The organism is Stieleria marina (assembly GCA_007741555.1).
Lineage (GTDB): Bacteria > Planctomycetota > Planctomycetia > Pirellulales > Pirellulaceae > K23-9.
Genome location: CP036526.1, coordinates 2,512,528 through 2,526,854, shown reverse-complemented (window position 1 = coordinate 2,526,854; position 14,327 = coordinate 2,512,528). Strand labels below are relative to the sequence as shown.

11 protein-coding genes and 1 tRNA gene are annotated in these 14,327 nt (G+C 55.6%); 1 reads left to right on the top strand and 11 read right to left on the bottom strand.

All coding sequences use genetic code 11. The features are described 5' to 3' along the window. Positions 1 to 35 precede the first annotated feature (35 nt). The 8 genes from K239x_RS08715 to K239x_RS08680 form a co-directional block, all read right to left on the bottom strand. Positions 36 to 575, bottom strand: coding sequence for a PH domain-containing protein (locus tag K239x_RS08715; protein ID WP_145417448.1), 540 nt, complete (start codon positions 573 to 575; stop codon positions 36 to 38). Positions 576 to 822: 247 nt separating this feature from the next. Next, positions 823 to 1,626, bottom strand: coding sequence for an EF-hand domain-containing protein (locus K239x_RS08710; protein ID WP_145417447.1), 804 nt, complete (start codon positions 1,624 to 1,626; stop codon positions 823 to 825). Between the two features lie 532 nt (positions 1,627 to 2,158). Further along, on the bottom strand, positions 2,159 to 4,183 hold the full coding sequence (gene pheT / locus K239x_RS08705) for a phenylalanine--tRNA ligase subunit beta (RefSeq protein ID WP_145417446.1): 2,025 nt from the start codon (positions 4,181 to 4,183) through the stop codon (positions 2,159 to 2,161). A gap of 103 nt (positions 4,184 to 4,286) precedes the next feature. Continuing rightward, positions 4,287 to 5,318, bottom strand: coding sequence for a phenylalanine--tRNA ligase subunit alpha (gene pheS / locus K239x_RS08700; RefSeq protein ID WP_145417445.1), 1,032 nt, complete (start codon positions 5,316 to 5,318; stop codon positions 4,287 to 4,289). A gap of 5 nt (positions 5,319 to 5,323) precedes the next feature. Further along, positions 5,324 to 5,680 carry a 50S ribosomal protein L20 gene (gene rplT / locus K239x_RS08695; protein ID WP_145417444.1) on the bottom strand — a complete coding sequence of 119 codons (357 nt, stop codon included), beginning with the start codon at positions 5,678 to 5,680 and terminating at the stop codon, positions 5,324 to 5,326. 210 nt (positions 5,681 to 5,890) lie between these two features. Continuing rightward, positions 5,891 to 6,097 carry a 50S ribosomal protein L35 gene (rpmI, locus tag K239x_RS08690; protein WP_145417443.1) on the bottom strand — a complete coding sequence of 69 codons (207 nt, stop codon included), beginning with the start codon at positions 6,095 to 6,097 and terminating at the stop codon, positions 5,891 to 5,893. 246 nt (positions 6,098 to 6,343) lie between these two features. After that, complete coding sequence (gene pyrF, locus K239x_RS08685) at positions 6,344 to 7,255, bottom strand: orotidine-5'-phosphate decarboxylase (RefSeq protein WP_145417442.1); 912 nt, start codon at positions 7,253 to 7,255, stop codon at positions 6,344 to 6,346. Between the two features lie 111 nt (positions 7,256 to 7,366). Further along, a complete protein-coding gene (locus tag K239x_RS08680) occupies positions 7,367 to 8,815 on the bottom strand; it encodes an MDR family MFS transporter (RefSeq protein WP_145417441.1) in 1,449 nt (482 codons plus the stop codon). A gap of 66 nt (positions 8,816 to 8,881) precedes the next feature. Here K239x_RS08680 and K239x_RS08675 point away from each other — a divergent pair. Beyond that, positions 8,882 to 8,955 (top strand) — tRNA-Pro (locus K239x_RS08675). A 251-nt stretch (positions 8,956 to 9,206) separates the two neighbouring features. Here K239x_RS08675 and K239x_RS08670 read toward each other — a convergent pair. From K239x_RS08670 to K239x_RS08660, 3 genes are all read right to left on the bottom strand, one after another. Next, the gene (locus tag K239x_RS08670) at positions 9,207 to 9,380 is read right to left on the bottom strand and encodes a sialidase family protein (protein ID WP_145417440.1); all 174 of its coding nucleotides are present in this window, start codon (positions 9,378 to 9,380) and stop codon (positions 9,207 to 9,209) included. A 318-nt stretch (positions 9,381 to 9,698) separates the two neighbouring features. Next, a complete protein-coding gene (locus K239x_RS08665; RefSeq protein ID WP_145417439.1) occupies positions 9,699 to 11,105 on the bottom strand; it encodes a DUF1501 domain-containing protein in 1,407 nt (468 codons plus the stop codon). A 24-nt stretch (positions 11,106 to 11,129) separates the two neighbouring features. Further along, positions 11,130 to 14,297, bottom strand: coding sequence for a PSD1 and planctomycete cytochrome C domain-containing protein (locus K239x_RS08660; RefSeq protein ID WP_145417438.1), 3,168 nt, complete (start codon positions 14,295 to 14,297; stop codon positions 11,130 to 11,132). Positions 14,298 to 14,327 lie beyond the last annotated feature (30 nt).

The window sequence follows — 14,327 nt, the reverse complement described above, 5'->3', positions numbered from 1 at the left end:
AATTTCGTCGCCAGCGACGGGCCGCCGGATCGCTACTAAGCGTCTTTGGCAATCGCTCGGTGTTCGTCGATGATCCCTTTGATCTGGTCAGGATTTCGCAATCCTGACACATCGATTTCAATGCCGTCTTGGCCAGCACTACTGACCCCGATTCGACCCACATCAAAAATCCGTTGGATAAACGACTGATGCAACTGCACATTGCGAACGTCGCGATGCCAGACTTCGGTGATCGACCGACTCAGCCAACCACGGTGCAACCGTGTGCGCAAGTCAGTCACGGTAAGTTCGGTCGATTTTGATCGGATCCACCACGCCAACATAAATGGCAGTCCGACGCCCACCAAACACAGCACGCAGGTCAACACAAACGCTATCGGGTGGTTACGAAACATCGACGGGGATGCGACGTACACCGTTTTCTCCTCGCGGACGGTTTGGTGATCTTCATCGATCGTTAAGCCATGATCGGAATCAGTAGCGGACATTGTTCTTTGGTTGGTTGGATTGAAACCTGAATTGTCGGTTGCCGACAAAACAGGAGAAGGACTTTCGGGCATTTCTTTGACTGGCATCGGATCGCACTCCAAACAGGGAATTAGGAGCCCTGGGAATGGGAGCCCCAAAGAAGGAGCAATTGACCGGTGGCAAATTCCCAATGACGCTCACCGCCAGCCGAGCAATTCTCGGCTATCTCACAAGGCTGAGCAACGAGCAATAGGGGGCGCGAAATCCGTAAACGAAAGGTTCTTTCCGATTCCCAAGCATTTTGTCGCGATTTACTCACCACTGGACGCCCTTTCGACGCCAGCTAGACACCCGCTAAACGCCTATTTCTGCATCCGCCGGAGCGCTAGTCGCTGAGTCCGATTCTTTTTGATTGACAGTCTCGACGTCAAAGCCTCCTGCCTGCTGTCCGCTCAATTCGGCTTTCAAACCTGTCAGCCGCTCATCCAATTCATCAAGCGAGACGGTAAGGCTGCCGTCCAAATCGAAATAGACAATTTGCTGTTGAATAAACGGCGGCATTTCATCCTGATTCAGCTCGCCATCACCGTCATAGTCGTGCAGAGCAAACATCGTGGTAAAGAACTCGCGATCGTACGACTGGGTTGCTCCATGAGCGCGAAAGTACTCTTCCCGCTGTTCTCGCGTCTCTTCTTCATAGCGACGTCGAGCCGCGTCGTATTCCGCGTACTCTTTGACCGTATGAAACGGAACGAAGCTGTCTGCGATGGGCGAAACTTCATACCGACTTTCAAACTTAAACTTCGCATGGCGATAGAAAAGCTTGCTGGACCCGATGGTCTTAAAAACCGCGTACAGTCGATGCGGACAGCCAGGAAGACCGCCTGAGAAGTCGTAGACTTCGACATACTCTAGGCCGTCACGGAACTCTTCCGCCGGTTCCTTGCCAAGCAACTTACGTACGTCGTCATTCGAAAACGTTTCGCCCGCTTGGCCATTTAGTTTTCGGCTCTCTTGGGTGATCTGATCGTAGGCGGCCGCGACCGCCGGTCTAGCAACCAAGTGGTCGTAGGCCAGAGCTACCCCTCCCACCAACAACACGGAAAATAGAATGGTCTTGCGAATTTTCGCAACCGATAAACTTCCGTCGCTGGGCATCGAGCTGGCCTGATTGAGAGTGATCCACTTCCAAAAAACGCGCGTTCAACTTTGTCGCCTCAAAATTTCAAAAGAGGTTCTAGCACACCAGGCGGGGGAAAGCGCTGCAAAAGTAAAACGCGAACGCAACGGTTGCGGATTGCCTCACTCAGCTTGCCAGGCAACCAACGCCCTCCATCGTCCCCCAAGAAACACCGCCTTGCGATTCAGTTTCCAATCAAGGAATCAACTGCCGTTGCAAGCGATGACGCGTCAGAAGCGGGCTTTCAGCATCTTGCGCGGCGGACAACCGCGGACGGTTAACTTCACCAGACGTGCCGCCCCAACCCAATGATCAAACGACCACTAGATGCACAATTCAACCCCATCGAGATGCCCACGAATTTTTCTGACAAAAGTCAGATGCCCACTGGTGCGACGCCGAGCAGATCACGGCGATTAGATCTTCTGACGTCGATTCTCGGTCACGCCGACGCGAGGCTTCCTTCGAGCAGGCCCGCGATCACGTGGGCAACATGTTTCAAGGATTGCTTTACGACAACAACTTTGCCGAGAGCTTTTTTTCGCACGATGCAACGATGCTCTGAATCAGAGCATCCGCTTGATCGCCGCTCAGAGTGTCGTCGGATTTCTGCAGCACGACAGACAACAGCAACCGCTTCGTGCCTTTACCGTCTTTCTTCTCGTCACGGTAGGTTTCGACGTAAACCAAATCGGCCAAGTCGTCACCTACGGCAGAGCGAACGACGTTTTCCATTTCGCTCCAGCGAACGGATTCGGCCAGCACAAAATTAAGATCGCGCTGCACCGACGGAAAAGCACTGACGCTTTGCTGCTGCGGAACCAACCGAGAAGCGTCCAACAGAGCCGGCAATGACAACTCCGCTGCAACGACTGGATGGGGCAATTTCCATTGTTTCAAAACCTTGGGATCGACCACGCCAAGATAACCCAGCGGTGCGTCACCGAGACTCAACTCAACCGCGCCGCCTTTGGCAAAACCAGGTCGTTCGACCGGAGTGACTTTCGCTGGTTCGCTGATCCCCATTCGCAAAATCAGTGATTCGATGATCCCTTTGAGGTCAAAAAAATCACCGCCTGCGACAAGACCTAGCGAATACTGCTCCGAAGGCAGCGTGTCACCGGCGTCACTTGGCAAGTAGATGTGCGAGATCTCAAACAAGTTGGCTTCGATACTGGCCGTCGCCCAGTTGTTCGCGCGACCTTGCAACAGACTTGGGATCAAAGTCCGGCGAAGTCGTTTGGAGCCTTTCAGCATTTGGGTCTGTGTTTGCAAAGCCGGTTTGTCAGTCCAAGGACTCAGTGAATCATCGACCTTTGCCGTCACAACACTAGGCGTCATCGCCTCGCTCATTCCAGCCGCAGTCAATACGGCACGGACGCGATCCATGGCGACATCAAACGGACGTTTTTCACTCGGCGCGACTGGAATCGGAGCGTCTTCGGGGATTTTGTCGTAACCATAAATCCGCGCGACTTCTTCGATCAGATCAGCTTCGCGTGTTAAATCGTGACGCCAAGTCGGCGGTACGTAGCTGATGCCCTGGTCGCTATCGTCACCGTCTGCTGTGCAACCAAGTTCGTTCAAGATCCGCGTAATTTCTTGCGGGTCGATGTCGATTCCAAGGATACGTTTGACCTGACCGCTACGCAGCGTAATCGATTCACGATCAGCGATTTCGGGCGCAGTATCGATGACTCCCTTGGCAACCTCACCACCGGCCAGCTCCTGGATCAGTTGGCACACACGTCGGCTGGCCCAGTCAACACCGACCGGATCGACTTTACGCTCGAACCGATACGACGACGGGCTGTGTAGTTTTAGTTTTCTCGCTGCGCGGCGCACGACAAGCGGCGTAAACACAGCCGCTTCGATAACCAAATCCGTTGTGCTCTCATCGACTTCGCTTTCCGCTCCGCCCATCACACCCGCGATCGCATCGGCCTGTTTTGCGTCGGCGATGACACACGTCGAATCATCAAGTTGATAATCCTTGTGATCGATCGCGCGGAATTTTTCGTCCTTTTTTCCGGGACGAACGACAATCTTGGCACCAGCGACTTTCGCAAAATCAAACGCGTGCAGCGGCTGACCGCATTCCATTGTCACGTAGTTCGTCGAGTCGACCACGTTGTTCACACTCGCAATGCCCACCGCAGCCAATGCTTCGACCATCCAATCAGGACTCGGCCCAACGCGCACCCCTTTGATGACCCGCGCGGTGTATCGTGGACACGCGTCGATGAATTGATTCTCTACGCTCAGCAATGAATCGACCGCTTCGTCGGACTCGCTGATGACCACTTCTGGTGTCTTAACCGATGTCCCGTAAAGCACCGCGATCTCTCGCGCCACGCCCAGGTGCCCCAGACAGTCTCCACGATTACTGGTGACTTCCAAATCGATGACGGGATCGCCACCGACAATTTCGGTGCCTTCATGATTCAGCCCCGACAGACTTAGGCGTGTCTCCAACTCCTCACGATCCATCGAAAGATCAACGTATTTGGAGAGCCATTTCCAAGAAACAAGCATGAGGACGCAGGGAGCTAAAGGGAGAGGGGCAGGGAGAAAAGCAGGTCGACGCCGAGGCAGTACGCCGAAAGCAAACGCTTGCGGCTGGCAACTGAACGCTTTGCTAAAACTGTCGCAAGAACCGGAGGTCGCCGCTGTACAGATCTCGAATATCGGTAATGCCGTGACGACGCATGCACAGCCGTTCGACGCCTAACCCAAACGCAAAGCCGGACACTTCATCGGGATCGTAACCAACAGCTTTAAACACGTTCGGATCGATCATGCCGGCGCCGCCGAATTCAATCCACGTTCCGTCCCAGAGAAAGTCGACTTCGACACTCGGTTCGGTGAACGGAAAGAACGACGGGCGAAAACGAATCTCGACGTCGTCGCCCAAATAGTTGGTCGCAAACACGCGCAGAACGGTTTTCAGATTCGCCATCGTCACGTTCTTATCGACCAACAACCCTTCCATCTGATGGAACATCGGAAAGTGCGTTGCGTCGGGCTGATCAGGTCGATAGACACGGCCGAGAGAAATGATGCGAATCGGCGGCTGACGTTCTTCCATGATCCGAATCTGGACCGTGCTGGTCTGGCTTCTCAGCAGCTGCTCGCCTTCGACGTTGCGGTCGGCTTTGGCAGCCGCAGCGGTCGCCAAATAAAAGTTATCGAGCGGGTCACGCGCCGGATGGTCTTCGGGGATATTCAGTGCCACAAAGTTGTGCCACGGATCCTCGACCTCGGGGCCTTCAGCGGCCTCGAACCCCATTCGCCCCATGATCTCCATCAAGTGGTTGATCGTCTGCGTGATCGGATGGATGTGCCCGATGATCGGTCGGTTGCCCGGCAAGGTTGGATCAAATGTCGGATCGACACCTGAATCATCACCGCCGCCGAGCCGCGACTGCGCCGTTTCGAGCGCAGTTTGAATCGCCGACTTGACTTCGTTCAGCTTCAGTCCCGCGGTCTTTTTTTCTTCGTTGGGCACAGCGCCCATTTGCTTCTGGACGTCTTTCAGGCGACCTTTTTTGGCGCCCGTAAAGGCAACGCGCGCGGCCTCAAACGATTCAGCGTCATCGGCGGAATCGAAAGCACTTTGGGCATCACACTGGAGCGCATCCAGCGAAGCAAGAAAATCTTGGAGCGACATGATGCCTAGGCTGCCAAGGCCTCTTTGACCTTGTCACAGACATCTTTGAAGCCTGCTTCGTCGTGGATCGCCATCTCTGAAAGAGTCTTGCGGTCCATTTCGATGCCAGCTTTCTTCAGTCCGAAAATGAATTCGCTGTAGCGAATTCCGTGCTGACGAGCGGCGGCATTCAAGCGGATGATCCAGAGCTTGCGGAATTCGCGTTTCTTAACACGACGGTCACGGAACGCATACGCACCACTACGAAGCAACGTTTCTTTGACAGTTCGTGTCAGATTACCACGTCCGCCGCGAAAACCCTTCGCACGTTTGAACAGACGTTTCTTTGACTTAGTACGAGCTGCACCTTTAGTAGTACGCATTGTCTCGAATCCTAGCTTTGAATCTTTGGGGGGAGGTGTGTGGCTCAGGCCCCGGAAATCATGAACAACAGGTGCGATCACCCTTCGTTCATGTCGCCGATGTTTTGCCCAACCATCTCGATTGGAAATTTTCCGTAAGGAAGATACTGCGGATCTTGCCAAAACCCATGTTCGAGCAGATTTCTGACGAAATCCACTCAGGCAAATGGATTAATAGCTGTTGCCGTTCAAGGCAGCGTGGATGGTCTTTTCCATGCACGTAGCAACGGCCTTGGTGCCACGCAAATTACGACGTTGCTTCTTGGACAATCCCCGAGCCAAGTGACTGGTGCCACTTGCACGGTGCATTGCTTTGCCTTTCGCGGTCAAGCGAAAGCGTTTTTTGGTGCCTTTGTGGGTTTTGATTTTATTACCCATCGTTCTTCTTTCTGATCGTTTTTGGGTCTATTTCTGGTCAGCATCCTGCCGCATGGAATCGCGGAGAATACCGAAGAATCGTCGTTTTGGGAAGTGCCAGTTGAGCCTTTCTGGGCAGAGTTTGAGGCTAAACAAGTTGCCCGGGGGCTCTGCGTCGCATTGAACCCGCCGCCGATGACGCAGCCGATTGCGAAACAGCCAGCTGTCACCTCGCGTTTGAACGCGTCAAAGCGTTGATAGATACGCCTAAACCTTGACGATTGTCCCAAGTTGCTGATTCATCTGGTTTGTCGCCGCCTCGACGGCCTGCTGCCACTGTGCATCGCCATACTTTTCGCGAAATTCCTCGCGTTCGTGTGCAAAAATGATGTGCCGGGAGCTGTTCACGACCGCACCGAGTCCTTTCGAATCGAAACCACCCAGCACGTCGTCCGCTGCACCACCCTGGGCACCAAACCCGGGAATCAAGATCCAACTCTGAGGCATCGCTGCTCGCATCGCCACCAATTGCTCCGGATAAGTCGCCCCCACGACAGCCCCCATGGGCCCGTATCCGCATTCACCGATTCGCCCCTGATTCAGCTCCGTCAACAACGCTGCGACGCGTTGATAAACCGTTTGCCCGTCGGTTTCGCGGTCTTGCAGTAATCCGCCGCCAGGGTTCGACGTTTTGACCAGCACAAAGACGCCCGCTTCGCGCTGATCACAGATTTTCACAAACGGCTCCAAGCTGTCTTGCCCCAGGTAAGGACTGACCGTCAAAGAATCGCTTCCCCAAGGACTCCGATCGCCGGCGCCCAGATAGGCCTGTGCGTACGCAGTCGCCGTGCTGCCAATGTCATTGCGCTTGCCGTCGGTAATCACCAGCAAACCTTTTCCATGGGCGTACCGAATCACTTGCCCCAAAGCGACCATCCCCGCCGGCCCAAGCTGTTCAAAAAAAGCCGCCTGAGGTTTCACGCAAGGCACGATGTCTTTGACGACGTCGATGATTTCTTTGCAAAACTGCGTGTACGCTGCCGCCCAGGCGTCCGCCGATTCGTCTGCCACAGAATTGCGAATCACCGCAGGCAACTGAGCCTTACGCGGATCCAAGCCCACACAAGTCACGCTACCGGTACGTTGGACGGCCGCAGCCAATCGGTCTGCAAAATTCATTGACGTTTCTCTTTCGTTTCGACGGCTCGCGTTTCCATCTCACCGCATCAACCGACGCGGTGCGTGCCAAAACGCTACCACGGCTCTCCCGGTACGAAAACCGCACTTCCGCTAGGCCTCGTCCGCCATCGCTGTCGCCACGCGAACCGTCACCGAACGATGGATCAATGCATAAACCAAAACGGCTAGCGCCGAGACAAACGCAGAAATCAGCCACAATTTCCCGGAACCCAATCGAGTCAGAATCTCGCCACCGGCGGGTGCACCGATCGTCAACGCCAATGCGTAACTCATGCTGTAAATCCCAAGGTACCGGCCTCGCAGATTGATCGGAGCCAGCTGAGTCACAATGGCATGCTTGAAAGGAGACTGCAAAATTTCGCCCACCGTCCAGATGCAAATCGTCAACGTCAAAAACGCAATGCCGACGCCCGCTCCGGTGATTCCAAAACCGATCGCGATCAGAATCCCGCCAGCCAGCACCGTCGACATCGCATTGAATCGGCTCAAATACTGCGTCACGGGCAACTGTAAAATGAAGATCAAAATGCCATTGATCGACATCAACAATCCGAATTCCAAATTGCTATATCCGCACGATCGAATGTAGATCGGTAGCGTCGACATGCACTGCATAAACACCAGCGAAATCAAAAGCGTCGCAAAGCAAAATCCCATGAACGGCAAATCAACAACCGCGTGACGAACGGCTTCACGCAGCGTCACTCGCCGGCCACCGCCACGCTGCTCACTCCGTCCGTTTGCCACGCCGGGCTTGGCCGTGGATCGCTTTCCCGTTTCTGACGGCAATGTTTCTGACGGCAATGTTTCTGACGGCAATGCTTCCTTGATCATCAACAATACAATCACGCCGTAGGCTGACATCGTCACCGCATCGCCAACAAACAGAAGCTGGAACGAGTAGGACGCCAAAGCGCCACCCAAAGTCGGCGCGATGGCAAAGCCCAAATTGATCGCGATGTACATCAGTGCAAACGCATGTGCACGCTGCTTGACCGTTACCACGTCGGCAATCATCGCTGACGCGGCGGGCCGGTACATTTCGGCGAGTGAAGAAAACGCTCCGACTGCCAGCATGAACGCCCAACGGTTGGTCTGCCATCCAACGATCAGCAGCATCAACGCGCCACCCAGCAATGCGATCAGCATGACCGTTCGGCGGCCGATCAAATCAGCCAGGTGCCCACCAACGATCGAACCCACCATCGCGCCCAAACCCAGCACACCGACGCAGGCGGTTGCGAACGAAACTCCAAAATTCAGTTGTTCGCTGGCGTAGATCGTCAAAAAGATGACTACAAACGACCCGGCGCGATTGATCAGCGACCCCACGCAAAGGATCCGAACGCTGAGCGGAAGGTCGAAGTAATCGCGAAGCATCCGCGGATCCAAGTTCAGAAGCAATTCACAAAACGTAACGGCGATCAAAACGCACTGCTTTCCCAGACGTCCCACCGGCCCAGTCGGTTCGCTGCCAAGGCCCAACAACCCGGCCAAAGACCTTGGAATCTTTCCCAATAAGTCGGCTAGCGAACCCATCAAGAGTTCATTAGCATCTTGGGGAGTGGTAGAAGTCGCAACGCGGCAACTGCCACAATTTGTGAGCGGGCTGTGGCTCAGCCTGGTAGAGCGCTGCACTGGGGGTGCAGAGGTCGCAGGTTCAAATCCTGTCAGCCCGACTATCTTTCGAAGCGAGCCCTTCGGCCAATCGGTCGAAGGGCTTTCTTGTTGTGACGACTAGACTTACGTCGACGAGAGTGCCGTTCAAACACTCGATTTCGAGGATTCGGCGTTTGGCATCATCTGCCGTAACCCACTTTTCCCGCAGACTTTGAGAAAGTTCAAACGCTTTCACAGCAATGTCGATAGTTTCATTGCGATCTCGGTCGCATGACTTGAACTCACGCTGAAATTCCGCCGTTCGGTCCCACTACTCTTGGTTCTTCGGAGCGAAGGTATCGGCATCCGACGTGATTTCGCGTGGCTTGCTAAACGTCGTCCCGTCGTCGTCGCTAAACATGTAATGGACTGTGTGATAGTTAACGCAGTACAGAAAATGCACGCGTCCCGATTCGGTTTCAACAATCGCCACGGCGTTGTTCACCGTGTCTTTTCCGCAATCTGCGATCCGCTGCGGTGGGGATCACGTGCGCCGACCGTTGGAGCTTCGTGTCAACAGGATTTCGATGCCAGCCCAATCCGATCGGCTCCCGCGCGTGGTTCGCAGTGAGTGAGCACCGTTCCCGAATTCGTCACGACAACACCGGGGACGCGATACGTTTCGTACGCTGCCTGTTTCGCAGTAAACAAGTCCGTCTTATTTAGAAATGGTTCGGCGCCGTCAATCGCCGGACTCGAAACCGCCGCGAGCAGGAAAACGAGTGGGAGCGTTTAGTTCATGAGCAACAAGCCATGTGAGTTGTTATGCAAAAACTTCTTGGATGACTTCGCCACCAAAGACAGTGGGAATTTCGTCACGGTTGTTATGGTTCCAGCTCAACCGGTGCTGGTCGATTCCCATCGCGTGCAAAAGCGTCGCGTGCATGTCGGCCGGCGTCAGTGGCCGCTCGATAGGAACGTAGCCAAGTTCATCGGTGGCACCGATGATCTGACCGCCGCGAACGCCACCACCTGTCAGCCACATCGTGTAACCGGCTGGCGAATGATCACGGCCGCGGCTCTTTCCGGTTCGTGACCCTTCGATAGTTGGAGTGCGACCGAATTCGCCGCCCCAGACCACCAGTGTCGATTCGAGTAGCCCGCGTTGCTTCAAATCCTGCAACAGCGCGGCGATCGGCTGGTCCGTCCGTTTGCCTCCCTTGAGATGGTTTGACTCCAGACCGCTGTGCGCGTCCCATCCACCGTTGCGAAGTTGAATGCAACGGACTCCGCGTTCGACCAAGCGTCGCGCGAGCAGACAGTGCGTGCCGAATTCGGACGTTTCTTTTTGGTCGAGGCCATACATCTCACGAGTATGCTGAGACTCGCGGGAAAGATCGAACGTTTCCGGTGCAGACGCTTGCATGCGATATCCCAGTTCGTACGACGCAATGCGGGCTTCCAGTTCACTGTCGGGGCCCTGCCGCCCGATGTGGCGATGGTTGAGTTCGCTGATGAAATCAAGTTGTCGCCGGCGATCTGTTTCGGTGTAACCGCTGGGCATGTCGGTGTACGGCACGCCTTTGCGACCGTCGACCAAAGTGCCTTGATACTGGGCCGGCAGAAAACCAGCGCTCCAGCCAGGCAACTGTGGTGGCGGTCCGGTGACGTTTGACAGAAACACCATGAATCCCGGCAAATCCTGAGCTTCGCTGCCGAGACCATAATTCATCCACGCGCCCATGCTCGGGCGGTCCCCTACACCGGTTCCCGTCAGCGCGATGCACTCACCCGGTCCGTGCACAGGAACGCGATGATTCATGGATCGAACGATACACATGTCGTCGACCAACTCCGCCGTGCGCGGATACAGACTAGACACTGGGATGCCGCTTTCGCCGTACTGGCGAAATGAAAACGGGGATGCGAACAGTTTGGAACCAACGCCCGATCGCGGAATATTGGGCACGGTGGCCGCGATCGAATCCGGAACCTGTTGCCCATCCAGTTTCGCGAGCGACGGCTTGGGATCAAAGGTGTCGGTTTGGCCGGGAGCGCCCGACATGAACAAAAAGATAACGCTCTTTGCCGTTGCCGGGTGATGAGCGCCAGGTGCAACGGTGGGACTTGCATCGTTCGCCTGAGCGTCACGAAGCAACATCGAGGTCAGCGCCAGCGAGCCAAAGCCCAGAGCACTTTCCTGCAGCATCCTGCGACGGTGTATCAGCATGTTCGGCTTTCGACAGTGAGGGTCTTATGGAATGTAAACGAATTCGTTCAGGTTCAGCAGCGCGTGACAGAACTGTGTCAGCCGCGAGGCCGAAGCGCCCTTGTTGGCATCTTGCCCCGAGTGTCTTGACGCATCATCGGGCAGAAGAATCTTCTCCGCGAGTTCTCGTTCTCGCGCATCCGGCCCGCGTGAAAGGGTTCGACGGAATGCCACTTCAATCTGTCGTTGCAGATCGTCACCGGACTCCTTCGCGACGACGTTCGCCAGCGCTGCTGCGCGACGAGCCATGAATTGACTGTTCAGCATGAACAGAGGCTGCAGCGCCACGGTGGAAACCGAACGCCGCGAACAACTAGCGATTCCTTCCGGCGCATCAAACATCTCCATCACCGATGGCATGCTGCTGCGCTGTTGGAACAGATAGATGGTGCGACGAAGAGCCTGTTCTTCGCGTTCGGGCGGGATACTCACGCCGCCGACGGTCCTGTCCAGTTCACCGGTCACCACAAGAACCGAGTCGCGGATCGATTCGGCTTCCAAGCGTCGCCGCGGCCAATTCCAAAGCAAACGGTTGCTCGGATCAATACTGGCATTTGCCACGTGGAATTTTCGTTGCTGCTGATAGGTGTTCGACAGAACGATCACTCGGTGAATCGACTTGGTGCTCCAGCCATTGTTGATCAATTCAGACGCCAGCCAGTCGAGCAATTCCGGGTGCGTGGGCTCGGCTCCTTCAACGCCAAAGTCGCTGGCCGTCGGCACGATGCCACTGCCGAAATGGTACTGCCAGATTCGATTGACCCACACGCGAGCAACCAGCGGATTGTCGGGATCGGCCATCCAGTCGGCAAGTTCAGACCGGCGTTTTGTGTCCAGTGAAGTCGGCGTCTTTCCCAACACCTCCGGCCAACCGGGCCGAACGTCTTGACCGGGCATGCCGGCATCACCGCGTATCAGTATCTTTCCACGTGCCTCTTTCAACGCTGCGGGTTGCCAGATGATTGGTTTTCGATTGACAACCGGCAGTCGCTTGATTTCAGGGTCACCGGTCGCTGCCGAAAGAAATCCCCACGTGTGCGGCGTGTCCATCGCTGTGTAAAGCTTCTTACGAACCAGCGTCTTGACCTCCTTTTTGTAGAAATCGTACGCAGGCGTTGGTATCCAATTTCCCAGGTCGACGGGATGGTCCGCATCGGGGTCGCGAAGCGAAAGATTCCCCAGTTGTCCGCGAACAAAAAACGCCTGCAACCGATAGTAGTCCCGCTGGCTGACCGGATCGAACTTGTGGTTGTGGCACTGCGCACATTCCATGGTGAGTCCCAGAATGGCGCTGCTGGTCGCGTTGACGATGTCGACCAGAACATCGTTTCGCTGGATTGCTACGTCTTCCTGATTTCCACTGATGCGAGCAGCACCTAGGAAGCCGGTCGCAATCAGGTTTTCATCTGAATAGGGCTGCAGCTCATCGCCCGCGAGTTGCTCTTTCAGAAACCGGCCGTACGATTTGTCTTTGTTGAACGCGTTGATCACGTAGTCGCGATATCGCCACGCGAACGGCCGAACGATGTCGTGTTGATGCCCCTGGCTTTCGGCCCATCTGGCGAGATCCAACCAGTAACGTCCCCATCGTTCACCGTAATGAGGCGAATCGAGCAGATGTTCCACAAGGTGGTCGATTGCGTTGGGCGATGTGTCTGCCAGCGCGGCATCAAGTTCGGTCGGAGTCGGCGGAAGTCCGATCAGGTCCAAGTACAACCGCCTGACGAGTGTCGCGCGAGCGGCTTCGGGGGCAGGCTCCAGTCCTTCCCTGCGGTGAGCCCGATTGATAAACGCATCGACCGGCGTCTTCACCCAATCGTGATCTGCGGCGCGGGGTATTGCTGGTCGATCGATGGGTTGAAACGCCCAGTGATCAGATTCTCGTCGTGGGGTAGGCAACAGTTCGTCGTCCCACTTCATTCCCTGATCAATCCATGCGGCAAGCATCGCGATTTCTGTGTCACTCAGAGGATCGTCACCGGCGGGCGGCATTCGATCATCCTCGGACTCGGCGGCAACAATATCGATCAGACGGCTGTGGTGACTGCGCCTCGGTTCGGCAAACACTTCGCCACTGCTGTAGCCCAACCATTCGCGAAAAACATCCAAACGATAGCCCGATTCAGGCTTCGCTCCCTCGTGGCAATCGAAACAGCGCGACTTCAACAAAGGGTACACGTCGTGTTTGAAGTCCACGGGCTTGTCCCAAACAATTCCCTTGTAACCGCGAGGAGCGTCCGCTTGGGGCAACAGCGAATCCTCCAGCACACCATTGAATGAATTGCCCAGGGTCAAATTGCGCACGACGATCTGGTCCGAGGCTTCTGTTTTCAGTCCTGTCGAAAATCCGATCCACTGAATCTGACTGATGCTCTGAGCACTGGAGATCGAGGCATCGGGCGAACCAAGGTCTCCCGGGTGCGGGTCGACCCACAAGTCCATTCGCCCATAGTCGGCTCGAGGACCATCGCCGGACTTGGTCAGCCTCGCGACGATCTGGTAAGTGTGGTTGTATTTGAGTTCCACCTTGCTCCACGCGACATTCGCCGCGCCGATGCGAACCATAAAGACGTTCCGGCCCTTCTTGGGCCCGCGATCTGCAAGATGCACACCGATGTTCGGCACGTTCGCGGAATGAGTCGAACGGTCGCCGCCTTCAAGTCGATCGAGCCACAAAACGAGAAACTCGGGATCGACGCCTGTCGGTTTTGTAGAGTTTGATTCCGCTTCGTCAGGTCCCCGGTAATGCAGATCAAATCGGACGTAAACTTCTTTTTGATCCAGCGGTTCGGCGAGCTGACGTCGCATGGGATTGTTGCGCGCCCCGGTTCCCTTGATCGTAACGCCACGATTCTTGTCGCTGCTCTGGGGCCCGCTCTGGAGCCCGCTCTGGAGCCCGCTCTGGAGCCCGCCCAGATTGGTTTGGGCGGGAGACTCTTCCTCGGGATACGGAACGATAAAAGGAATGGCGGCCCGTGACGTTTTCCATGAATTCTTCCACCCGATGCCCGCATCGGCACGGCGCAATGAACCCAGCGGATAGTCGATCACATCAAGGGCGATGACATCATCCGACCCGGCGCACACACCCGTGCAGGGCGCCATGGCAAGCATCAGCACGCAAAGCAGAATAGTAATGCCAGAGTCTTTCATGGGATTCTTTTTCCGGAAGATAACGGTTGC